Origin of the sequence: Mangrovactinospora gilvigrisea (assembly GCF_001879105.1) — a bacterium.
Classification (GTDB): Bacteria; Actinomycetota; Actinomycetes; order Streptomycetales; family Streptomycetaceae; genus Mangrovactinospora; species Mangrovactinospora gilvigrisea.
Genome location: NZ_MLCF01000091.1, coordinates 1 through 21,995, shown reverse-complemented (window position 1 = coordinate 21,995; position 21,995 = coordinate 1). Strand labels below are relative to the sequence as shown.

At 74.3% G+C, this 21,995-nt stretch carries 17 protein-coding genes; 11 read left to right on the top strand and 6 right to left on the bottom strand.

Annotation, left to right across the window (positions count from 1 at the left end; genetic code table 11):
* Positions 1-15 precede the first annotated feature (15 nt).
* The 4 genes from BIV57_RS16405 to BIV57_RS16390 form a co-directional block, all read right to left on the bottom strand.
* Entirely contained in the window at positions 16-1,416 is a 1,401-nt protein-coding gene (locus tag BIV57_RS16405; RefSeq protein WP_071657569.1) for a hypothetical protein, read from the bottom strand.
* A gap of 89 nt (positions 1,417-1,505) precedes the next feature.
* A complete protein-coding gene (locus tag BIV57_RS16400) occupies positions 1,506-2,501 on the bottom strand; it encodes a glutamate ABC transporter substrate-binding protein (RefSeq protein WP_071657568.1) in 996 nt (331 codons plus the stop codon).
* Between the two features lie 23 nt (positions 2,502-2,524).
* Positions 2,525-3,919, bottom strand: a complete 1,395-nt coding sequence (locus BIV57_RS16395; protein WP_245797725.1) for a hypothetical protein — start codon at positions 3,917-3,919, stop codon at positions 2,525-2,527.
* A gap of 245 nt (positions 3,920-4,164) precedes the next feature.
* The gene (locus tag BIV57_RS16390) at positions 4,165-5,733 is read right to left on the bottom strand and encodes a helix-turn-helix domain-containing protein (protein ID WP_071657567.1); all 1,569 of its coding nucleotides are present in this window, start codon (positions 5,731-5,733) and stop codon (positions 4,165-4,167) included.
* A gap of 165 nt (positions 5,734-5,898) precedes the next feature.
* Between BIV57_RS16390 and BIV57_RS16385 the strand changes: the two genes are divergently transcribed.
* The 6 genes from BIV57_RS16385 to BIV57_RS16360 all read left to right on the top strand — a co-directional run bounded on the left by BIV57_RS16385 (position 5,899) and on the right by BIV57_RS16360 (position 14,034).
* Positions 5,899-6,828 (top strand): FAD binding domain-containing protein, encoded by a 930-nt coding sequence (locus BIV57_RS16385; RefSeq protein ID WP_071657566.1) that lies wholly within the window; start codon positions 5,899-5,901, stop codon positions 6,826-6,828.
* A complete protein-coding gene (locus BIV57_RS16380; RefSeq protein ID WP_071657565.1) occupies positions 6,819-7,310 on the top strand; it encodes a (2Fe-2S)-binding protein in 492 nt (163 codons plus the stop codon). The genes BIV57_RS16385 and BIV57_RS16380 overlap by 10 nt, the downstream gene beginning before the upstream one ends.
* Positions 7,311-7,428: 118 nt before the next feature.
* A complete protein-coding gene (pucD, locus tag BIV57_RS16375; RefSeq protein ID WP_071657564.1) occupies positions 7,429-9,846 on the top strand; it encodes a xanthine dehydrogenase subunit D in 2,418 nt (805 codons plus the stop codon).
* Positions 9,847-10,016: 170 nt separating this feature from the next.
* On the top strand, positions 10,017-11,498 hold the full coding sequence (locus tag BIV57_RS16370; protein WP_419185721.1) for an NCS2 family permease: 1,482 nt from the start codon (positions 10,017-10,019) through the stop codon (positions 11,496-11,498).
* A 72-nt stretch (positions 11,499-11,570) separates the two neighbouring features.
* The gene (locus tag BIV57_RS16365) at positions 11,571-12,677 is read left to right on the top strand and encodes an XdhC family protein (RefSeq protein WP_071657562.1); all 1,107 of its coding nucleotides are present in this window, start codon (positions 11,571-11,573) and stop codon (positions 12,675-12,677) included.
* A 7-nt stretch (positions 12,678-12,684) separates the two neighbouring features.
* Positions 12,685-14,034: an 8-oxoguanine deaminase gene (locus tag BIV57_RS16360; protein ID WP_071657561.1), complete on the top strand. Its 1,350-nt coding sequence runs from the start codon at positions 12,685-12,687 to the stop codon at positions 14,032-14,034.
* Positions 14,035-14,070: 36 nt separating this feature from the next.
* Here BIV57_RS16360 and BIV57_RS16355 read toward each other — a convergent pair whose 3' ends face one another.
* Positions 14,071-14,496 carry a VOC family protein gene (locus BIV57_RS16355; protein ID WP_071657560.1) on the bottom strand — a complete coding sequence of 142 codons (426 nt, stop codon included), beginning with the start codon at positions 14,494-14,496 and terminating at the stop codon, positions 14,071-14,073.
* Positions 14,497-14,864: 368 nt separating this feature from the next.
* Here BIV57_RS16355 and BIV57_RS16350 point away from each other — a divergent pair, with 368 nt between their 5' ends.
* The 4 genes from BIV57_RS16350 to BIV57_RS16335 are packed head-to-tail and all read left to right on the top strand — an operon-like array spanning position 14,865 to position 18,550.
* Positions 14,865-17,165: a sensor histidine kinase gene (locus BIV57_RS16350; protein WP_175548777.1), complete on the top strand. Its 2,301-nt coding sequence runs from the start codon at positions 14,865-14,867 to the stop codon at positions 17,163-17,165.
* The gene (locus BIV57_RS16345; protein ID WP_071657558.1) at positions 17,162-17,587 is read left to right on the top strand and encodes a roadblock/LC7 domain-containing protein; all 426 of its coding nucleotides are present in this window, start codon (positions 17,162-17,164) and stop codon (positions 17,585-17,587) included. Before BIV57_RS16350 ends, BIV57_RS16345 begins: the two co-directional genes overlap by 4 nt.
* Positions 17,584-17,970 (top strand): DUF742 domain-containing protein, encoded by a 387-nt coding sequence (locus BIV57_RS16340; protein WP_071657557.1) that lies wholly within the window; start codon positions 17,584-17,586, stop codon positions 17,968-17,970. The genes BIV57_RS16345 and BIV57_RS16340 overlap by 4 nt, the downstream gene beginning before the upstream one ends.
* Positions 17,954-18,550, top strand: coding sequence for a GTP-binding protein (locus BIV57_RS16335; protein ID WP_071657556.1), 597 nt, complete (start codon positions 17,954-17,956; stop codon positions 18,548-18,550). The genes BIV57_RS16340 and BIV57_RS16335 overlap by 17 nt, the downstream gene beginning before the upstream one ends.
* Positions 18,551-18,578: 28 nt before the next feature.
* On the opposite strand, the gene BIV57_RS16330 is transcribed toward BIV57_RS16335, so the two are convergent.
* Positions 18,579-19,889 (bottom strand): MFS transporter, encoded by a 1,311-nt coding sequence (locus BIV57_RS16330; protein WP_071657555.1) that lies wholly within the window; start codon positions 19,887-19,889, stop codon positions 18,579-18,581.
* A 233-nt stretch (positions 19,890-20,122) separates the two neighbouring features.
* On the opposite strand from BIV57_RS16330, the gene BIV57_RS25605 reads away from it, so the two are divergent.
* Entirely contained in the window at positions 20,123-21,712 is a 1,590-nt protein-coding gene (locus BIV57_RS25605) for a serine/threonine-protein kinase (RefSeq protein WP_071657554.1), read from the top strand.
* Positions 21,713-21,995 lie beyond the last annotated feature (283 nt).

Below are 21,995 nucleotides of genomic sequence, written 5' to 3'. Positions count from 1 at the left end.
AGGTGTTGGGCGGTGTCACGGCGTCATCCCCCTGGATGCCCCGTCGCGGGGCGTTCGGTCGCCCGACGGCGCGGTGGGCGCCGGCAGGCGGGTGATCAGCTCCTGGTAGCGGCGCACCGCCTGCTCGGCGGTGTGCAGGTCGCACGGCGCCGTCCACAGCACCCGGCGGGCCTGCTGGTAGGCCTCGGCCAGCTCCGGGTCCTCGATGGCGCCGCGGCTGCCGGCCTTGGCCTTGTAGGCGTCGAGCCGGCCGCGCAGCTCGTCGCGGAGCGCCAGCGGGGCGCGCACCGACGCCAGGGCGCCGCGGGCGCGCCGCAGTTCGTCCTCCGCGTCCTGCTCCAGCGTGTCCAGCAGCTGGCCCAGCAGGTCCCAGCGGGCGCCGCGGCGGTACTGCTCGGCGGCCTGCAGCCGGTCGTAGAGGGCGAGCGGCGGGCCGGGGACGGCGGGCACGTCCGAGGCGATGATGCGGGCCAGCACCTCGCCGCGGATCCGGCGCGCCTCGGCGAGCTCGGTGTCGGCGTGCCGCAGCAGCTCGCCGAGGGCGGTGAGCCGCTCCTCGGACTCCTCCCGCAGCCGGTGCAGGCTGTCCACCTCGCGGCGCAGGTCCTCCAGTTCGCGGGCGGCCCGGTCGAAGCGGGAGGTCTCCACATGCCCCTCGGGACGGGGCGAGACCCGGGCCGTCACGCCCGCCCGGTTGTGGGAAGGGGCACCGGCGACGAAGAACGCCAGCGGGTCGCAGCGCACCTCGGTGCGGAGCCCCTCCAGATCGGTGGACAGCTGCTCCAGCCCGTCGCCGACCGGGTGGCGGCCGGGGAGCATCCCGACCGCGTCGGCCTGCGCCCGCACCCGGCCGACCTCGGCCACCAGCAGGTCGATCCGGGACGGCAGCGCCGACCAGACCGTGTCGGCGGCCGAGACCACCGCGGCGACCTCGGTGTACCAGGCGTTCATCCGGTCGGTGAGCCCGGTGAGGCTGAGCTTCTCGGACAGCTGGGCGCTGCCCGACGTCAACCCGGCCGGCAGCGCCCCCGGTTCGGGGTACGCGCCGCCCGCGCCCACCGCGGCCTCGCCGGGGACGGTGACGCCGTCGCCCTCCAGCAGCTCCGTCAGCTCGGCCAGCGCGTTCTGGTTGGGGCGGCGCCCGGCCCGCTCGCGCAGCGTCCGGGCGGCCCGCAGCGCCTCCTGGTAGGCGCCGAAATAGGACCAGAGCAGGGCGATCCGGCGCTCGGCGCCGGACCAGCGGTGCGCGGTCGCTCCGGAGAGCGAGGCGCCCTCGAGGAGGCGCCGGCCCGGGTGGTCCTGGAGAGCGAGCAGCCCCGCCTGGACGGAGTCGTGCTCGGTGCCGAGCCGCTCCAGCGCGCGGTCGACCCCCTCCCGGGACAGCACCCGGCGGCTCCCACCGTGCGAAGCCGACATCCAACCGCCTTTCGGTCCGGGTCCGTTCTGCTCTGTCGTGGTGCTCTTTCGGTGTGCTCGTCCCTGACGAGTGTGCTCCTTCTCGGGCCTCAACCGCTGTACTGGGGCTTCGGCGGTCCGCTGGTGGCGCCGAGCTTGGGCTTCAGCCACTGGTTGTAGGACTGCGTCCACTGGCCCTTGCGGTACGTGTCGAGGACCGAGTTGACGAAGCGCACCAGGTCCGTGTCGTGCTTGTTGACGGCCACGGCGTACGGGTCGGAGCCGAGCGGCGAGTTGCTGAGCACGGCGACGGCCGGGTCCTGCGCGGCCTGGCCCGCCGCCAGGGCGCTGTCCGTCATCAGGGCGTCCACCTGCCCCAGTTGGAGACGCACCAGGCAGTCCAGCTGGTTGGCGACGGCGGTGACCTTGGTGCCGTAGCCCTTCGCCTTGATGTCGTCCTGGGCGATGGAGCCCTCGGCGAGGCAGAGCCGCTTGCCGTTGAGCGTGGAGTTGAAGCCGGTGATCGGCGAGCCCTTCGGGACCACCAGCTCCTGGCTGGCCTCGAAGTAGACGCTGGAGAACGCCACCGCCGGGTGGCCGTTGGTGCCGGCGATGCGGTCGCAGGTGGCGTCCATGGTGCGGATGACGAGGTCGACCTGGCGGCTCGCCAGGGCCTCCTGGCGGCGGGCGGTGGGCACCGTCTTCAGGTACAGGTGCGCGCTGTCGTCGGTGCCGAAGATCGCCCGGGCGATGGCCTTGGCGATGTCGATGTCGAAGCCCTGGATCTGGCCGGTGGCCGGGTTGCGGAAGCCCCAGTCGTAGCTGTTCTGGTCGACGCCGACGGTCAGGTGCTTCGCCTGCCTGATCCGGGAGAGGGCCAGCCCGCTCGTCGACGCGGACGGGCTCAGGCTGACCCGCGGGTTGCAGGTGGTGGAGGCGGCCTGACGGGCCGTCTGCGGCGGCGTGTGCGGCGCGGTGACGGCGACGGCCCGGGCGGGCCGGGCCGCCGACCCGCCGCTGAGCAGCGTCGCCGCGATCACCCCGCCGGCGGCGAGCACCGCCGCGGCGGCGGTGCCGCGCGGCGACCTCAGAAGCGTGCTGTGCATCGTCGTTCCCCCTTCCCCCCTGCTCACCGGTACTCCGCGAGGCGGCGGCCCAGGCCGCCGACGGCCGCGGCCGCGCCGAGCAGGCACAGCACCGCGCCGCCGATGGCCAGCCCGGCCAGCGCGTCGCTGCCGCCGCGGGCCGCGTCGTAGAAGAGCGCCTGCTCGTGCTGGAGGGCCGCGCCCAGCTGCTTGTCCATGGCGTCGAAGGAGCCCTCCGTGGTCTTGTCCTTCACCGCGTTGCCGTTCCTGCCGACGGTGGTGTCCAGCGCCTGCTGGTAGTTGCCGCCGTCGTCGAAGCCGCGGGCCTGCTTGTGCAGCGCCATCCAGTTCTTCAGCTCGGTCTTGGCGCCGTCGATGCTGCTGTCGGCCGCGCCGGCGTCGGACTGGCCGCGGGCCCGGTCGAGCAGGCCCGGCTTGCCGGCGCTGCCGGTGAGCTGGGCGGCCCACTTGTCGAACTTGGTGATGTAGGTGTCGCCGTTGCCGCGCGCCACCAGCGTCAGGTCCTCGTTGCCGCGGGCCTGCAGCCCGGCGATGCGCGCCTGGTTGAGCGTCTGCACCGCGTCCGAGCCGTGCGTGGCGCTGTTGTGCATCTTCGCGGTGGACAGCGTGGAGGCGCCGGCCAGCCAGGCGAGCGCCACCAGCAGGGCGGCGCCGGAGGCCAGCAGCCCGGTGTTGAAGACCCGGTTGGTGCGCAGGAAGAGCCGGCGGGACGCCCAGACCACGCCGCCCAGCGCGATCAGCCCGGCGGCGTAGGCGGCCCACGGGGTGGCGGAGGCGGCGGCGCGGTCGTCCGACAGCCGCCGGGTCTCCGTCTGGTAGAGCTTCTCGGCGGCCGGCAGCATCGTCGAGGACATCCGGTCGGACGCGTACCGCAGGTAGGCGCCGCCCACCGGGTAGCCCTGCCGGTTGTTGGCGCGCGCGGTCTCCACCAGGCCCGTGTAGACGGGCAGTTCCCGGTTGAGCGTGGTGATGTAGGTGAGCGCGTCGCTGTTGGAGCCGGCCGCGGCCGAGGCGGCGGCGAGGCCCTTGGAGGCGTTGGCGATGTCCTGCTGGTAGCGGGCCGTGACCTTGGCCGGCTCCTGGCCGGCGATGAGGAAGCCGGCGGCGGCGGTGGCGTCGGCGTCCGCGAGCGACCAGTAGACGCTCGCCGCCTGCGAGGCGAGCGGCGCGCTGTGGTCGGTGACCCGCTGCGCGGCGTCCGCGCGGCTGGTGATCTGCCAGGCCGTCAGGGCGCCGAAGAGCACGGCGAGGACGACGATCAGCAGGCCGCCGGCACGCAGCCGCCCCGGTTCACCGCGGAACGGCGAGCGCAGGATCGCGCGGGCCTGGCCCAGCGGCGTGGTGTCCTCGGCCCCGTTGGGACGCGCGCCGCCCGAGCGCGGCGCGGGCACCGCGCCCTGGGCCGGACGCGCCGGCACGGCGGCCGGAGCCGTCGTCGGCGGGGGGCCCGAAGGCCCCGGCGGTACAGGCGGTACTGGCGGTGCGGCCACGCGCCGGCCCTCCCCCTGGTTGTCGGACGGTGCGGTTTGCGGTGTCAGCAGTATGACGATCTGTTCGAGCTTGCACAGCCCCTTCTGGCGATCTTGATGAAGCCGTGGCGGTTCTGTTGTGGGGGAACACGTCCCGGGAGGCGGACGCGGTTCCCCCCGCCGCCGCTCCCGCCCTACCCGATGCGGAGCGCCAGCAGCAGGTCGACGCGGTCGGAGAGACGGGAGAGGTCGCGGCCCGTCAACTCCTCGATGCGGCCGATCCGGTAGCGCACCGAGTTGACGTGGATGTTCAGCCGCTGGGCGCACCGCGTCCAGCTCCCGTCGCAGGCCAGGAAGGCCTCCAGGGTGAGCAGCAGGTCGGCGTGGTGCCGGGCGTCGTAGGCGCGCAGCGGCCCCAGCAGCCGGTCGCGGAAGGCGCGGCGGACCGGGTCGGGCAGCGCGGCGAGCAGCGTGATGTGCGACGCCGCCTCCTCCGGCCCGGCGACCCGCACCCGGGTCCGGCCCGACGCCCTGGCCAGGCCCAGCGCATGGTCCGCCTCGTCCAGCGCGCCGTGCAGCGCGCTCGCCGCCGCCACCGGGTGGCTGATGCCGACCGCCAGCCAGGACTCCTCCGGCAGCCCGTCCTCCAGCGGCCCCAGCAGGGTGCGCACCCGCTCGCCCGTACAGCGGCCCGACGGCCCGTCATGCGGCAGCAGCGCCACCACGGTTGCCCCGCGGACGGCGACCGTGCCGCCCGGCAGCGCGTCGTCCACCACCCGCCGCAGCGTCTCCGCGTCGGTGCCCGCGGCGCTCACCGACAGCACCTTCCAGCCGGTCTCCGGCCCCGCCGCCAGATCGCAGCCGGCCGCCCGCAGCAGCACCTCCAGCTCGTCGGCCGGGGCGCCCCGCTCCAGCGCGGCCAGTGCCTCGTCCGCCGCCCGGAACCGCGGACGGCAGCCCGCCTCGTGGCGGTCCCGCTCCACCGCCACCAGCCGGCACAGCCGCTCCACCAGGCCCAGCCGCTCCTCGTTCCACTCCGCCGCGTCCCCGTCCGCCAGCAGGAACCAGCCGTGCAGCGACGCCCAGCCCGGCGCCGGGACGGCGCCGACCGGGAAGGCCGTGCGCGCCTCGCCGCCCGGATCGCGCGGGTCCCGCAGCCGGGGGCGGGGATGGCCGCCCGCCCGCAGCCGGGCGCGGGCCAGCCCGCGCGCCGCGTCCTCGTCCTGCGCCGGCCCCGCCGCGGCCAGCTGCCGCCCGGTCGGGGTGAGCACCCGGCAGCGCAGGTCCAACTGGCCGGCGAGCAGCTCCAGGACCGGATCGAGCCCCGCCCCGTCCGGCGCCGCCATCAGCGCCCGGTGCCGGTCCAGCACCTCCGCGAGGTCGGCGGCGCGTTGCGCCGACACCAGCCGCCCGACATGCTCGGCGATCGCCCCGAACGCGATGTGCTCCGGCACCGCCAGCAGCGGCATCCGGAACCGCCGGCACGCCGCCACAAGGTCCTCCGGAACGGCGTCGATCTCCGCCTCGCCGGCCGCCAGCGCCGCCGCGCCCGCCTCCGCCAGCTGGCTGACGAACCGCTCGGAGTCCTCCGGCCCGTGGTGCCACAGCAGCCCCGACAGCACCAGCTCGCCCCCGGCCAGAAAGCGCCGCGGACTGTTCAGGTCCGTCACCATCACCCGCAGGATCCGGCGGTCCAGCTCCTCCTCGCCGTGCAGCAGCCGAAGCCCCAGCTCCTCCGTACGGAGCAGTTCGCGTATCCGCATGGCCGCCGCCTCCCTGGCCCGTCGGGCCGTTTGGAGGATGCTACGAGACACCGGCGCGGATGCAACGGCGGGTCTGTGTCTTCTGCGGGTGTCCGACCGGCCGGACGCTGCCCTTGTATGAGGGCACCCACCGACACGCACGAGACGAAGGGGTGAGCCGGACCGATGGACTTCCTGCGTCCCGCGACCTGGGACGAGGCGCTGGCGGCCAAGGCCGGGCGGCCCGACGCGGTGCCGCTCTCCGGCGGCACCGACATCATGGTCGAGATCAACTTCGACCACCGGCGGCCCGACGCGCTCCTGGACCTCAACCGCATCGCCGACCTGCGCGAGCACACCCGCGAGGGCGACGGCAGCGGAGCGCCGTACATCAGGGTCGGCGCCGCCGTCCCCTACAGCACGATCGTCGAGCACCTGCACGGCCCGCTGCCGGCGCTGGCGCTCGCCTCGCACACCGTCGCCTCCCCGCAGATCCGCAACCGCGGCGGCGTCGGCGGCAACCTGGGCACCGCCTCGCCGGCCGGCGACGCGCACCCGGCGCTGCTCGCCGCGGACGCGGTCGTCGAGGCGGAGTCGGCGGAGCGCGGCGTGCGGCTGGTGCCGATCGACGACTTCTACACCGGCGTCAAGCGCAACTGCCTCGCCCCCGACGAGCTGATCCGCGCCGTGCGGGTGCCGGTCGCCGACGGGCCGCAGCAGTTCTCCAAGGTGGGGACGCGCAACGCCATGGTCATCGCGGTCTGCGCGTTCTCCGTCGCCCTGCACCCGCGGAGCGGACGGGTGCGGACGGGCATCGGCTCGGCCGCGCCGACCCCGGTGCGGGCCCGGGCGGCGGAGGACTTCCTCGCCGGGGTGCTGGCGGAGGAGCGGGCCTGGCAGCGGCGCGGCGCGCTGCCGCCGTCCGCGGTCCGCGAGTTCGCCGACCTGGTGTCCGGCGCGGCCAGCCCCATCGACGACGTGCGCGGCACCGGCGACTACCGCCGCCACGCGCTGCGGGTGATGGCGCGGCGCACGCTGGCCTGGGTGTGGGACGAGTACCGGGACGGGCACGGGGACGGCTACGAGGACGGAGAGGGGGCCGGAGCATGCGCGTGACCTTCACCGCCAACGGCCGCGAGGTGACCGCCGACGAGGTCTGGGAGGGCGAGAGCCTGCTGTACGTGCTGCGCGAGCGGCTCGGCCTGCCCGGCTCGAAGAACGCCTGCGAGCAGGGCGAGTGCGGCTCCTGCACGGTGCGGCTGGACGGCGTGCCGGTGTGCAGCTGCCTGGTCGCGGCCGGCCAGGCGCAGGGGCGCGAGGTGGAGACCGTGGAGGGCCTGGCCCGCGGGGAGGGCGAACTGGCGCCCATCCAGCAGGCGTTCGTCGAGGCCGGCGCGGTGCAGTGCGGCTTCTGCACGCCGGGGCTGCTGGTCGCCGCGGACGACCTGCTCAAGCACAACCCGCAGCCGGACGACGCGGACATCCGCGAGGCCCTGTCGGGAAACCTGTGCCGGTGCACGGGCTACGAGAAGATCCTGGACGCGGTCCGGCTGGCCGCCGCGCGTTCGGCCGCTGCCGGGACGGGAGGTGCGGTGTGAGGCGCGCTCGCCGGCCCGCGGTCTCGTCGTGGTCACTCGCGCCCGCCCGGCGGAGTCGCACTTCAGGCCGCAGCCCCGCGCCCCTTCGGGGCGCCCACGTCGAAGGAGGTGACGCTCGATGACCGCGACCCGTTGTCCCGAGCCGACACCCACCCACGCCGCCGCCTCGTCCGCCGGGATCGGGGCCAGCACGCTGCGGCCGGACGGAATCCTCAAGGTCACCGGGGAGTTCGCCTACTCCTCCGACCTGTGGCACGAGGACATGCTCTGGGGCCACACCCTGCGCAGCCCCCACGCCCACGCCGAGATCCGCGGCATCGACGTCACCGAGGCGGTGCGGATGCCCGGCGTGCACGCCGTCCTCACCCATGACGACCTGCCCGCCGCCACCCACTACGGCCTGGAGTTCGCCGACCAGCCGGTGCTCGCCAAGGACCGGGTCCGCTTCCACGGCGAGCCCGTCGCCTTCGTGGCCGCCGACCACCCGGAGACCGCCCGCCGCGCCGCCGCCAAGATCAAGGTGGCGTACGCGCCGCTGCCGCCGGTCACCGACGAGGCCTCGGCCACCGGCCCGGACGCGGTGCTCATCCACCCCGGCCGGCACGACCACCGCTCCGACGCGGTGCCGCACCCCAACATCGTCCACCACCAGCCGGTGATCCGCGGCGACGACGGCGCCTGGGCCGCCGCCAAGGCCCGCGCCGACGTGGTCGTCGCCGCCGACTACGAGGTCGGCATGCAGGACCAGGCCTTCCTCGGCCCCGAGTCCGGCCTCGCGGTGCCCGCCGAGGACGGCGGCATCGACCTCTACATCGCCACCCAGTGGCTGCACGTCGACCGCCAGCAGCTCGCCCCCGTCCTCGGCCTGCCCGAGGAGAAGGTGCGCCTCACCCTCTCCGGCGTCGGCGGCGCGTTCGGCGCCCGCGAGGACATGTCGATGCAGGCGCCCGCCTGCCTGCTGGCGATGCACACCGGCCGGCCCGTCAAGATGGTCTACAACCGCTACGAGTCGTTCTTCGGCCATGTCCACCGCCACCCCGCCAAGCTGCACTACGAGCACGGGGCGACGAAGGACGGCGAGATCCTCTACGTCGAGTACCGGATCGTGCTGGACGGCGGCGCCTACGCCTCCTCCTCCGCCTCGGTGGTCGGCAACGCGGCCTCCCTGGGGGCCGGCCCCTACGACATCCCGCACGTCCGCGGCGAGGCGCTCGCGCTCTACACCAACAACCCGCCGTGCGGGGCGATGCGCGGCTTCGGCGCCGTCCAGGCCTGCTTCGCCTACGAGGCCCAGCTGGACAAGCTCGCCGCGAAGCTCGGCATGGACCGGGTGGAGCTGCGCCGCCGCAACGCCGTCGGCGAGGGCTCGCTCATGCCCACCGGGCAGGAGATCGACCAGCCGGCCCCGGTGGCCGAGCTGCTGCGCCGCGTCAAGGCATTGCCGCTGCCGCCGGAGCGGGACGGAGGCTGGGGGAGGGCCGCGGCCGGCGAGGACGTGGACGTCCGGTCGCTGCCCGGCGGGCTTTCCAACACCTCGCACGGCGAGGGCATCCGACGGGGCGTCGGCTACGCGGTCGGCATTAAGAACGTCGGCTACTCCGAGGGCTTCGACGACTACTCCACCGCCAAGGTGCGGCTGGAGGCCGTCGCCGGGGAGCCGGTGGTGCTGGTGCACACCGCGATGGCCGAGGTCGGCCAGGGCGGCGTCACCGTGCACGCGCAGATCGCCCGCACCGAACTGGGCGTGGACCGGGTGACGATCCACCCGGCGGACACCCAGGTCGGCTCGGCCGGCTCGACGTCGGCCTGCCGGCAGACGTACATGACCGGCGGCGCGGTGAAGCACACCTGCGAGCTCGTCCGGGAGGAGCTGCTGCGGCGCGGCCGGGAGCGGCTCGCCCACCGCCACCCGGCGTGGCTGGCCGGCGTCGAACTGGTGCTGGAGAGCGGCAAGGTGTGCACCCACGACGGGGAGCCGATCGCCGATCTGGTGGAGGTCCTCGGCGAGGAGCCCATCGAGATCGAGGCGGAGTTCCACCACCGGCCCACCGAGCCGTTCCACCCCCGGACCGGACAGGGCGCCGGCCACGTCCAGTACTCCTTCTGCGCGCACCGCGCCGTGGTCGAGGTCGACACCGACCTGGGCCTGGTGAAGGTGGTCGAGCTGGCCGCCGCGCAGGACGTCGGCAAGGCCCTCAACCCGCTGTCGGTGGTCGGCCAGATCCACGGCGGCTCGACGCAGGGTCTGGGCCTGGCGCTGATGGAGGAGATCCAGGTGTCGGCGGACGGCGCGCTGATCCGCAATCCGTCCTTCACCGACTACCTGATCCCGACGATCCTGGACACCCCGCCGATGCCGGTGGACATCCTGGAACTCGCCGACGGGAACGCCCCGTACGGGCTGCGCGGCGTCGGCGAGGCGCCGACGCTCAGCTCGACGCCGGCGGTGATGTCGGCGATCCGCGACGCGACGGGTCTGGCGCTGGACCGCGTCCCGCTCCGCCCGGAGCACATCGCCGGACACGTGTCCGGCTGAGGCCGGCGCGGCACGGACCACGCCGCTGTGTGCGAGACCCCGGCCGGCCGGCCGCACCGACGCACTCGCGCCCACGCGGCGGAGCCGCATCCCGAATGCAGTCCCGCGCCCCCGACGGGGCGCGGGAAGGTCCCCCCTGCCCACTTCGACCCGCGCTTGGAGACAAGCCCGTGACCAGTACAGGAACCAACACCGGAGTGACCTCGCAGGACGAACCCGCCACGGTGGCGAGCGGGCCCGTCGACCGCTTCTTCGCGATCTCCGCGCGCGGCTCCACCGTGGGCCGCGAGGTGCGCGGCGGCCTCACCACGTTCATGGCGATGGCCTACATCCTGCTGCTCAACCCGGTGATCCTCTCGGTCGCCGACGCGCACGGGCACCATCTGAACCACACCCAGGTGGCGACGTCCACCGCGTTCGCCGCCGCGGTCACCACGGTCGTGATGGGCTTCGTCGGCCGCGCCCCGCTGGCCATGGCGGCCGGGCTGAGCGTCTCGGCGGTGGTGGCCAACCAGGTGGCGCCGGCGATGAGCTGGTCGCAGGCGATGGGCATGTGCGTCATCTACGGCGGAGTGATCGTGGTGCTGGTCGCCACGGGCATGCGCGAGCGCATCATGAACGCGATACCGATGGCGATGAAGCACGCCATCACCATGGGGATCGGCCTCTTCGTCTGCCTGCTGGGGCTGGTGCAGGCCGGGTTCGTCACCGGCGCGCCGGGCGCGGTCGGCAAGGGCGGGATCGGCATCCCCGGGGTGAAGCCGCTGCAGCTGGGCGTCGCCGAGCAGCTGCGCGGCTGGCCGGTGCTGCTCTTCTGCATCACGGTGCTGCTGATCTTCGTCCTGCAGTCGCGGCGGGTGCCCGGCGCGATCCTGCTGGGGATCGTCGGCGGCACGGTGCTGGCGATGATCGTCCAGGCGGTCGGCAAGCTGCCGGACTCGGCGTGGGGGCTCAACGTCCCCGAGCTCAAGGGGTCGATCGTCTCCACGCCGGACTTCGGGCTGCTGGGGAAGGTGTCGTTCTCGGGGCTGGGCAGCATCGGCGCGGTCTCGGTGGCGGTGATCGTCTTCACCCTGGTGCTGGCCGGGTTCTTCGACGCGATCGGCACGATCATCGGCGTCGGCCAGGAGGCGGGGCTCGCGGACGAGCAGGGCCGGATGCCGGGCCTCAGCCGGGCGCTGATCGTGGACGGGGCCGGCGGGGCGTTCGGCGGGTTCGCGGGCGCCTCCGGCCAGACCATCTTCGTGGAGTCGGTGTCGGGCGTCGGCGAGGGCGCGCGGACCGGGTTGGCGTCGGTGCTGACCGGGCTGCTCTTCGGGCTGGCGATGTTCCTCACTCCGCTGGCGGCGGTGATCCCCAGTCAGGTGGCGGCGGCCGCGCTGGTGGTGATCGGCTCGATGATGATCACCGCGGCCCGGCACATCCGCTGGTCGGACCGGGCCGAGGCGGTGCCGGTCTTCCTGACCACGGTGCTGATGCCGTTCACCTACTCGATCACCGCGGGCATGGCGGCAGGCGTCATCTCCTTCGTGGTGATCCGCGCGGCGCAGGGCCGCTGGCGCGAACCGGGCTGGCTGATGTGGGTGCTCTCCGGGGTGTTCCTCGTCTACTTCGCCCTCGACCCGATAGAGAGCTGGCTGGGCGCGCACTAGCCGGACGCGCCCCGTGACCCGTGAACCGCGACCCGTGAACCTTGACCCTTGGCCCGCAGTGAGGAGGAAGCGGTGCTGGACCTTCAGCTGGACGAGTGGTGGCAGCGTCAACGCCCCTTCGCCGTCGCCACCGTCGTCGAGGCGACGGGCAGCGCGCCCCGTCCCATCGGTTCGGCGCTCGCCGTCGACGCCGACGGCCGCGCGCTGGGCTCCGTCTCCGGCGGCTGCGTCGAGGGCGCCGTCTACGAGGCCTGCGTCGACGCGCTGGGCCACGGCGGGCGGGCGCCGGCCGTCGAGGAGTTCGGCTACAGCGACGAGGACGCCTTCGCCGTCGGCCTCACCTGCGGAGGCCGGCTGCGGATCGCCGTGCGCCGGGTCGTCCCCGGCGGCGCCGACGAGGCCGCGGCGCGCGCCGCGGCCGCGGGGCGGCGGGTGGTGCTGGCGACCGTGCTGGGCACCGGCGAGTCGCTCGCGGCCACCGCGGACGGCGCGGTGGCCGGCCGGCTCTCCGCGCCTGCGCTGCACCGCGCGGTGGCGTCCGAGGCGGCGGCCCGCCTGGACACCGGCCGCAGCGGGCTCCGGCACTTCGTGGCGTGTCCGGGCGCGGAGAACCTGGGCGCCGAGGTGTTCTTCCACGCGGTGGCGCCGCCGCCGCGGCTGCTGGTCTTCGGCGCCATCGACTTCGCGGGCGCGCTGGTGCGGGCCGGAAAGCTGATGGGCCGTCGGGTGACGGTGTGCGACGCGCGGTCCGTCTTCGCCACCCGGGCCCGTTTCCCGGAGGCGGACGAGGTGGTCGTCGACTGGCCGCACCGCTATCTCGCCGTGCAGCGCGACCTGGACGCGCGGACCGCGGTGTGCGTGCTGACGCACGACGCCAAGTTCGACGTCCCCGTGCTGCTGGCGGCGCTGCGCGGGCCCGCGGGGTACGTGGGGGCGATGGGCTCGCGCCGCACCTGCGAGCAGCGGCTCGCCTCGCTGCGCGAGGCCGGGCTGACGGCCCGTGAGCTGGCCCGGCTGCGCGCCCCGATCGGGCTCGACCTGGGGGCGGCGACGCCGGAGGAGACGGCGGTCTCCATCGTCGCCGAGATCGTCGCGCTGCGGCGCGGCGGCACCGGCCTGCCGCTCGCCGCCACCTCCGGGCCCATCCATTCCGACCAGTTGACGCTGCAGGGGAGCTGACCGAACGATGACCCGCACACTGATCACCAACGCCCATGTCGCCACGGTGGACGCCGACGACACCGAGTTCGCCTCCGCCGACGTCCTTCTGGAGGGCAACCGGATCGCCGCCGTGGGCCCCGGCCTGGGCGCGGACGGCGTCGACCGGACAGTGGACGCCGGCGGCCGGCTGCTCACCCCCGGGCTGGTCAACACCCACCACCACTTCTACCAGTGGCTCACCCGCGGCCTGGCCACCGACCGGATCCTCTTCGACTGGCTCACCGCGCTCTACCCGACCTGGGCGCGGATCGACGCCGGCCTCACCCACACCGCCGCCCGCGGCTCGCTCGCCGCGCTGGCGCTGACCGGCTGCACCACCGCCTCCGACCACCACTACGTCTTCCCCCGGGAGGGCGGCGACTGCCTCGCCGCCGAGATCGAGGCGGCGGCGCGCACGGGGATCCGCTTCACCGCTTGCCGCGGCTCGATGGACCTGGGGGAGTCGGACGGCGGCCTGCCGCCGGACTTCGCGGTGGAGGAGACCGAGCAGGCGCTGGCCGCCACCGAGGCGGCGGTGGACCGCTGGCACGACCCGTCCTTCGGCAGCATGCTGCACATCGCGGTGGCGCCCTGCTCGCCGTTCTCCGTCACCGCCGAACTGCTGAAGCGCTCCGCGGAGTTGGCGCGCCGCAAGGGGGTGCGGCTGCACACCCACGGCTCGGAGACCGTGGAGGAGGCCGGCTACCTGGAGGAGAAGACCGGCCAGAGCCCGACGGAGTACCTGGAGTCCAACGGCTGGCTCGGCGAGGACGTCTGGATGGCGCACTGCGTGCACCTCTCGGACGGCGACATCGTGGCCTTCGCCCGCACCGGGACGGGCGTGGCGCACTGCCCGTCCTCCAACGGGCGGCTGGGCGCGGGGATCGCGCGCACCGCGGACCTGCTCAGGGCGGGGGTGCCGGTCGGCTACGGGGTGGACGGCACCGCCTCCAACGAGTCCGGGGAGCTGGGCTCGGAGCTGCGCAACTCGCTGCTGGTGGGACGGATCCGCAGTGGTGCGGACGCGCTGACCGCGCGGGACGCGCTGCGGATCGGCACCATGGGCGGGGCGCGGGTGCTGGGGCGCCAGGACGAGATCGGCTCGATCGAGGCGGGCAAGCTCGCCGACCTGGTGCTCTGGGACACCTCGACGTTCTGGCACTCCTCGATCGCCGACCCGGTCGCGGCGCTGGCGCTGGGCGCGCTGCCCCGGATCGCGCTGTCCCTCGTCGACGGCCGGCCGGTGGTGGAGGACGGCCACCTGGTGACGGACGACGAGGACGACATCGCGCGGGCGACCCGCGCCGGGGCGCGGGAGCTGGCAAGCCGCGGCTGACGGGCGTGCGGCCCCGCTCGCGCGGTCCCCGCGCCCCTACGGGGCGGGCCGGCCCCGGTCCGCCAGCTTGGCCGGGGCGGAGCGGCAGAGGCAGAAGGTGTGGCCGGCGGGGTCGGCGAGGACGCGGAAGCCGTGCGGCTCGCGGCCCCGCTCGTCGACGATCCGCGCGCCGGCGGCGAGCGCCGCGTCCTGGGCGGCGTCCATGTCGGCCACCTCGACGTCCAGGTGGTACTGCTGGGGCGCCTCCGGGTCGGGCCAGCGCGGCGGGACGAGCCGCTCGACCTGCTGGAAGGCCATCACCGCGCCGTTCGGCAGGGTGAGTTCGTGCCATTCCGGGTCGTCGTCGGTGATCTTTCCGCCGAGCAGGGCGAGATAGAAGGCGGCCAGCGCGGCAGGGTCCTCGCAGTCGATGCAGAAGCAGCCGAGGCTGCCGATTCCCTGGGTGTTCCCGTTGGCGTTCATGGCCGTCACCGTAGCCGGGAAGCCTGCCAACGCTTGGCAGGATTGAGGGCGTGAACCAAAGAGTTCGCGCTCCTTCCGCACGTCGTGCGCCGTTGCCGCTGGGCGCGCCGTCAGATTCTTGCGCCGAGTGGACGGCTTCGAAACACAACGAATCCTTGACGGTTAGTTGCCCGCCATAATCATGCTTCTCATGTTACATGTGAGTTAAAGGGCGATGGGATCAAGTGACCGTCGGCGAGCCTCTCTCGTTGGCGTATTCGTCTGAATCCCCGACATTCCTAGGACCTCTAGTGGAAGCCCGAAGCTCTGTCTGGCGAGCCGCCGTCTCGCCCAGAACCGTCCGCGCGAGGTTGGTACGCATCCTCGTCGTGGCACTTGCCCTGGTGCTTGCGATCATCGGTGTCGCGACGACGGGGCAGATCGCCAACTACCGCAACGCCGAGCGCACCGTCGCCAATGCGAAGCTCGAGACCGCACTCCAGGCCTTCCTCCAGGAGACGCAGAAGGAACGCGGGCTCACCACCGGATACGTCAACGGCAACAAGGTCCTCAAGCCGCAGCTTCCCGCCCAGCGAGCCCGCACCGACCGGACCCTCGCCGCGCTCCGCGCCCAATTGGCAGGCCGGAACGACCTGGTGGCGCAGCAGCTGCGGTCCAGCCTCCACCTCACCGTCGGCCTCGCCGCCATCCGGCAGGACGCCGACGACGGCACGGGCCGCTGGGACACCACCTACACCTACTTCACCCACATGAACCGGGTGCTCGACGGCCTCAGCCTCGGACTGGACCAGGCCACGGATCCCCAGTTGCGCAATGCGGTCCTCGCGCTGCAGGCGCTCAGCGAGTCCAAGGAGTTCACCGGAGAGGAGCGCGCCTACCTGCTGGGCAACCTCGGCTCCGGACGGTTCCACACGATGGACGCCTTCAACGGGTTCGTCGCCCTCGTGGCCGAGCACCAACTGGGCCGAAGCCACTTCGACACCTGGGCCACCCCCGACCAGCGCCAGAAGCTCGACGACGCCTACGCCACCCCGGCCGCGCAGCGCGCCCACGGCTACGAGCAGACCGCTCTCGCCGGACACGGCAGGCTCTCCCCGCGCGACGTCCCCGCCACCGGCTGGTACAACGCCATGACCTCCTTCATCACGGGCATGCGGTCCGTCCAGATCTCCGTCGGCGACGACATCGTCACCCGCGCCGGCTCCCTCCAGGACGCCGCCGTCCGCGAGTTCGTCCTCTTCGGCATCGTCGCCGCCGGGGTGGTCGCGCTGCTCGGCGGGCTGGCGCTGGCCACCGCCCGCGCCGTCTCCCGTCCGCTGGCCGCGCTCACCGAGCAGGCCGCCGACCTCGCCGAGCACCGGCTCCCCGAATCGGTCGACCGCGCCCAGACCGCCGCCGCGGGCGACCGCCCCGTGCCGCCGGCCGACATCGTCGTCCCCGACTACTCCGGCGCCGAGGTGCGCCAGGTCGCCGAAGCGCTGGACCGCGTCCAGCGGGTCGCCTTCGACCTCGCCACCGAGCAGGCCGTGCTGCGCCGTAACGCCACCGAGTCGCTGGTGAACCTGGGCCGCCGCAACCAGAACCTGGTGCGCCGTCAGATCAACTTCATCAACCGGCTGGAGCACGAGGACGCCGACCCCGGCACCCTCGCCAACCTCTTCGAGCTCGACCACCTCGCCACCCGGATGCGCCGCAACGCCGAGTCGCTGCTGGTCCTCGCAGGGGAGAAGACCCCGCGGCCGTGGAGCAGCCCGCTGCTGATCACCGACGTGATCCGGGCCGCCCTCTCCGAGGTGGAGGACTACCGCCGGGTGACGCTGCGCCGCGTCGACAAGGTGCTCGTCTCCGGGACGGTCGTCGCCGAGGTGGCGCACCTGCTCGCCGAGCTGATCGAGAACGCGCTGAGCTGCTCCCCGCCCGACACCGAGGTGGAGATCGAGGGGCGCCGCACCAGCAGCGGCTACCTGGTCGCCGTCGTCGACCACGGCGTCGGCATGGAGTCCGACGCCCTCGCCGAGGCCAACGTCCGGCTCTCCGGCTCCGCCGGGTTCATGGCCGAGCCCACCCGCTTCCTGGGCCACTACGTGGTGGGCGCGCTCGCCCAGCGGCACGGCATCGAGGTGCGGCTCGGCGAGGCGCCGGCGGCCGGCGTGGTCGCCCGGGTGCTGCTGCCCGAGCACGTGCTCGCCGAGGCGCCGCGGCGCCGCGCCAAGGCGGAGGCGGAGGCCGGCGCCGAGGCCGTCGCCGAGGCTCCGGCCGAGCCGGCCGGCGGCCTCGTCCCCGGCCCGCGCAAGGCCGTCGCGGCCGCGGCGGCGCCGACCGCCGCGCCGCCCGCGTCCGTCCGCTCCTCGGAGGGCGCCCGCACCCGCAACGGCCTCGTCAAGCGGCCGCGGCGGAGCGCCATCCAGGCCGCCGTCGCCGAGGGCGGCTCCGGCTGGACGGCCGGCGAGGAGCGCACCCCGGACCGCAGCCCGGACGAGGTGAAGTCGATGCTCTCCACCCTCCGCTCGGCCCATATGCGCGGCGCCATCGGCGCCCGCGGCGAGAAGACCGACCGGGCCGCCAAGACCGACCGGGCCGAAATGGCCGAACCGGCCGAGACGCCCGACCGGCACGAGAAGTCCGCAGACCCCGCGACGAGCGAACCCCCGAAGGACGATGCGTCATGAGCGTGGACACCAGAAGCGATGCGCAGACCTTCAACTGGCTGATCTCCAACTTCGTCCGGGAGACCGACGGGGTGCGGGACGCGGTCGCGGTCTCCTCGGACGGCCTGCTGATCGCCGTCTCCAAGGGCCTCGCCCGCACCGAGGGCGACCACCTCGCCGCGGTCGTCTCCGGCCTGAGCAGCCTGGCCCGCAGCGCCGCCCGCCGCTACGCGTTCGACGGCGTCAAACTCATCATGATCGAGATGGGCCGCGGCTTCCTGCTGGTCTCCGCGATCCGCGACGGCAGCTGCCTCGGCGTCCTCGCCGACAGCGGCGGCGAACTGGGCCTGGTCGGCTACGAGATGGCCGCGCTGGCCGAGCGGGTGGGTGACCTCCTCACCCCGGCGCTCATCTCCGACCTCAGGCAGGAGCTGCCGAGATGACCCGCCCGCCCGACGCGGACGGCGACGGGCCCGCCGAGGACGCCGGCGGCGCCGAGGCGATGTTCGTCCGGCCGTTCATCATGACCGGCGGACGCGCCCGACCCACCCGCGCCGAGGTCCGGCTGGAGACCCTGGTGCTCGCCGCCCCGGGCGCGTCCGACGCCCCGCTGGAGTTCGAGGAGCGCCGCCTCGTCGAACTCTGCTCGGCCCCGGTCTCGGTCGCCGAACTGGCGGCCCGCACCCGCATCCCCTTCGGCGTCGCCAAGGTTCTCGTCTCCGACCTGATGACCTCCGGCCTGCTGGTGAGCCGCCAGGCCGAAGAACCGCACGAGCTGCCGCTCGACCTCATCGAGAGGATCAGGGACCATGTCCGATCGCTCTGAAGTGCCGCTGGCCGTCAAGGTGGTGGTGAGCGGCGGCCTCGGGGTCGGGAAGACGACCTTCGTGGGGGCCGTCTCCGAGATCGAGCCGCTGGACACCGAGGCGGCGATCACCGAGGTGGCGCTCGGCGTCGACTCGCTGGACGGGGTGGACGCCAAGACCACCACCACGGTGGCGCTCGACTTCGGGCGCATCACCCTGGAGAAGTCGATCGTGCTCTACCTGTTCGGCACGCCCGGCCAGGACCGGTTCAGCTTCCTCTGGGACGACCTGGTGGAGGGCGCGCTGGGCACCGTGGTGATGGTGGACACCCGCCGCATCGAGGACTCCTTCCCCGCCATCGACTACTTCGAGGAGCGGGGCGCGCCGTTCGTGCTCGCCGTCAACCGGTTCGACGGGGCCGAGGAGTTCGACACCGAGGAGATCCGCGAGGCGCTCGGCCTGGACGCCGGCGTCCCGGTGCTGCCGTGCGACGCGCGCAGCCGCGCCTCGGTGCGCGATGTGCTGGTGGCGGTGATGGACCGGGTCATCGACGTGCACCGGAAGGCCGGCCGCCGCACCGCGGCGCTGGCCCGGGGCTGACGCCCCGGCGCCGGCCCGCGGACGGCGCTCACCCGGCGAGGTCCCCCTCGCGGGTCTCCCGGGTGAGCAGCACCGCGATCGCGCTGACGACGCCGGTCGCGGAGAGGTAGAGCCCCACCGAGGCGAGCCCGCCGTGCTTCACCAGCACCGCCGCGACGAACGGGGCGACCGAGCCGCCGAGGATGCCGCCCAGGTTGTAGGCCGTCGAGGACCCGGTGTAGCGGACGGCGGTGGAGAACAGCTCCGGCAGCAGCGCGCCCATCGGCCCGAAGGTGATGCCCATCAGCAGCAGCCCGAGGCAGAGGAAGGCGAGCAGCGGCAGCCAGGAGCCGCCGGAGACCATCGGCTTGAAGAGGAAGCCGAGCGCCACGGTGAGCACGCTGCCGGTGACGATCACCGGGCAGCGGCCGAAGCGGTCCGCGAGCCGGCCGGAGACGGCGGTGCCGATCGCCATGAAGACGACGGCCACCAGCAGCAGCCCCAGGAAGCCCTCGGTGGACCAGCCCAGCTTCGTCGTCCCGTAGTTCAGCGAGAAGACGGTGGTGAGGTAGAAGAGCGCGTAGCAGACCACCATGGCGAAGGAGCCCAGCGCGACGGCGGCGGCGTGCCGCCGGAAGAGCGCGGCGATCGGCACCTTCACGGCCTCCTGGCGCTCCAGCGCCTCCCGGAAGACCGGCGTCTCGGTGAGGCTGAGCCGCACCCACAGGCCGACGGCCACCAGCGCGGCGCTCACCAGGAAGGGGATCCGCCAGCCCCAGGCGGCGAACTGGTCCTTGCTCAGGGTGAGGGCGAGCACCACGAAGAGCCCGTTGGCGAGGAAGAACCCGACGGGCGCGCCGAGCTGCGGGAACATCCCGTACCAGGCGCGGCGTCCGGGCGGCGCGTTCTCGGTGGCGACCAGCGCGGCCCCGCCCCACTCGCCGCCGAGGCCGAGGCCCTGGCCCATCCGCAGCACGCACAGCAGCAGCGGCGCGGCGACGCCGATGCTGCCGTAGCCGGGCAGCACGCCGATGAGCAGCGTGGAGACGCCCATGGTGAGCAGCGAGGCGACGAGGGTGGCCTTGCGGCCGACGCGGTCCCCGAAGTGGCCGAAGATCGCGGCGCCGATGGGGCGGGCGAAGAAGGCGATGCCGAAGGCGGCGAAGGAGGAGAGGGTCTGCGCGGTGGAGGACTCGGCGGGGAAGAAGAGCTTGCCGATGACGAGCGCCGAGGCGGTGGCGAAGACGTAGAAGTCGTAGAACTCGATGGTGGTGCCGACGAGGCTGGCCACCGCGATCTTGCGGGTGGAGTCGGTTCTCTGACGGCCCGTCGCGTCGTCGACGGCCTCTGACGTGACCATGGTGCGCTCACCTCGTGCAGCGGCTCGGAGCAGGGAAGATCTCCGGAGGCTACGCGGCGCTGTCCGCCACGTGAATGCGTCGTCCGCATAGTGGACGACGTGGCGGCGGGGTGCTCGGGGGTGCGCTGTCATGGTTCGTCAACAGATTGCCCGGGACGGCTCCCGCCACCTTGCCGGAACGATCCGCTCCGGGGTCTGCTTCTCCCGGGACGTCGGTCAACCGGGGAGTGTGCATGGAGAGTTGGGAGGGCCTGGCTCCGCCGCTGCCCCTGGAGCCGGGCGACCCCGAGACGCTCGGACCGTACCGGCTGCTGGCCCGGCTCGGCGCGGGCGGCATGGGCCGCGTCTACCTGGCCCGCTCCTCTGGCGGGCGGCGCGTCGCGGTGAAGGCGGTGCGCCTCGAGCGGGCCGCCGAGCCGGTCTTCCGCAGCCGCTTCCGCGACGAGGTCTCCGCGGCGCGCACCGTCCAGGGCGGCTTCGCCGTCCCGGTGGTCGACGCCGACACCGAGGCCGGGCTGCCGTGGGTGGCCACCGACTACGTCCTGGGCCCCTCCCTCGCCGAGGCCGTCCGCCTCTTCGGGCCGCTGCCCGAGCCCAGCCTGCGCGCCCTCGGCTCCGGCCTCGCCGTGGCGCTCCGCCAGGTGCACGCCGCCGGCCTGACGCACCGCGACGTCAGCCCCGGCAATGTGCTGCTCGACCTCAGCGGGCCGCGGCTGATCGACTTCGGCATCGCGCGCGCCGCGCAGGAGTCCGACCCCGGGCTGGGCTCGCTGGGCTTCATGGCGCCGGAGCAGTTGGACGGCGCGCCGGTCACGCCCGCAGCGGACGTCTTCGCGCTCGCCGCGACCGTCGTCTTCGCCGCCACCGGACGCGGGCCGTTCCCCGCGGAGTCGCAGGCCGGCATGGTGCACCGGCTGCTGCACGGCGAGCCGGACCTCACCGGCGTGCCCGACCCGCTGCGCGCGGTGCTCGCCGCCTGCCTGGACCGCGACCCCGCCCGCCGCCCCGACCCGGCCGTGCTCGCCGGGCCCGGCGGCGCCGAGCCGCTGCTCACCGCCCCCGAGGGGTGGCTGCCGCCGGCGCTCGCCGCGGCCGTCGCCGAACGCGCCTCCGCGGTGCTGCGGTTGACCGAGCCGCTCACCACCCGCTCCGGGACGGGCCGCCGGGCGCGGCGCTTCCCGGCGTGGGCGCCGCCGGTCGCCGCGGCGGTGGTGCTGCTGCTCGGCGCGGGCGCGGCGTTCGCCGCGGGCGACCCGCTGCGGCACCGCCCGACGCCGCCGCTGCCGACGACGATCCCGCGGGAGAACGACACCCCGCCGAAGTACCCGCCGGAGTCCTCGATCCACCTCCCGGCCGGGTTCCGGCTCGCGCACGACCCGGCGGGCTTCACCGTCGCGGTGGCGCAGGACGCGGGCCGCCAGGTCGCCAACCAGGTCGGCGGCGTGTGGGGGACGTTCTACTTCGGCCTCGGCTCGGGCGACGAGACGGTGTCGATCCTCCACAACATGCTCGGCGCGGGCTCGGACGTGGTCGGCTCGTGGGCGCTGGCGCTGCACGACGAGAAGGCGACGCTCGCCAAGCAGAAGAACTACCAGCGCTACGCGCTCAAGCCGGTGAAGCTGGCGATGGGCTCCGCGGCGGAGATCGACTACACCTACACCGACACCAAGGGCCGCGCCCTCTACGGCGAGTCCCTCTACTACGCCACCCCGTCCTTCTCCTTCTGGCGCATCTGGATCGAGGACGCCCCCGCCAAGAAGGCGGCGGTCGCCCAGGCCATGACCGCGGCCGAGGCGGGCTTCCGCCTGCAGGTGAACCGATGACCCCGCCCAGGGCCCCCCGGCGGGTACCCGCCCGCGGCGACCGCCGACCGCGCGGCGCGCTCGGGGAACGGCGTCGGCCCGACCTGCCGCCCGGCAGTTACGCGGTGGTCTCGGCGCGCGGGGAGCGGGGGTTGGCGACTGGCGGCCGGCGGCTGCGCCGTGCCGGCGCGGACGCGGGGCGATTCGCCCCGGCCCCCAGCCGCTTCGCGGCGGGCGCTGTGCTGGGCGGGGGCGGGTTCGCCCGCGGCGGCGGGCGGCGCCGTAGGGCTGGGGTGGGGCCGTG

What these genes read in the sequence shown, in the direction of transcription:
- BIV57_RS16360 (WP_071657561.1), top strand. Translation starts at nt 12,685, where the DNA reads ATGACCCGCACACTGATCACCAACGCCCATGTCGCCACGGTGGACGCC.
- BIV57_RS16385 (WP_071657566.1), top strand. Translation starts at nt 5,899, where the DNA reads ATGGACTTCCTGCGTCCCGCGACCTGGGACGAGGCGCTGGCGGCCAAG.
- BIV57_RS16400 (WP_071657568.1), bottom strand. Translation starts at nt 2,501, where the DNA reads ATGCACAGCACGCTTCTGAGGTCGCCGCGCGGCACCGCCGCCGCGGCG.
- BIV57_RS16330 (WP_071657555.1), bottom strand. Translation starts at nt 19,889, where the DNA reads ATGGTCACGTCAGAGGCCGTCGACGACGCGACGGGCCGTCAGAGAACC.
- BIV57_RS16390 (WP_071657567.1), bottom strand. Translation starts at nt 5,733, where the DNA reads ATGCGGATACGCGAACTGCTCCGTACGGAGGAGCTGGGGCTTCGGCTG.
- BIV57_RS16340 (WP_071657557.1), top strand. Translation starts at nt 17,584, where the DNA reads ATGACCCGCCCGCCCGACGCGGACGGCGACGGGCCCGCCGAGGACGCC.
- pucD (WP_071657564.1), top strand. Translation starts at nt 7,429, where the DNA reads ATGACCGCGACCCGTTGTCCCGAGCCGACACCCACCCACGCCGCCGCC.
- BIV57_RS16380 (WP_071657565.1), top strand. Translation starts at nt 6,819, where the DNA reads ATGCGCGTGACCTTCACCGCCAACGGCCGCGAGGTGACCGCCGACGAG.
- BIV57_RS16405 (WP_071657569.1), bottom strand. Translation starts at nt 1,416, where the DNA reads ATGTCGGCTTCGCACGGTGGGAGCCGCCGGGTGCTGTCCCGGGAGGGG.
- BIV57_RS16335 (WP_071657556.1), top strand. Translation starts at nt 17,954, where the DNA reads ATGTCCGATCGCTCTGAAGTGCCGCTGGCCGTCAAGGTGGTGGTGAGC.
- BIV57_RS25605 (WP_071657554.1), top strand. Translation starts at nt 20,123, where the DNA reads ATGGAGAGTTGGGAGGGCCTGGCTCCGCCGCTGCCCCTGGAGCCGGGC.
- BIV57_RS16355 (WP_071657560.1), bottom strand. Translation starts at nt 14,496, where the DNA reads ATGAACGCCAACGGGAACACCCAGGGAATCGGCAGCCTCGGCTGCTTC.
- BIV57_RS16345 (WP_071657558.1), top strand. Translation starts at nt 17,162, where the DNA reads ATGAGCGTGGACACCAGAAGCGATGCGCAGACCTTCAACTGGCTGATC.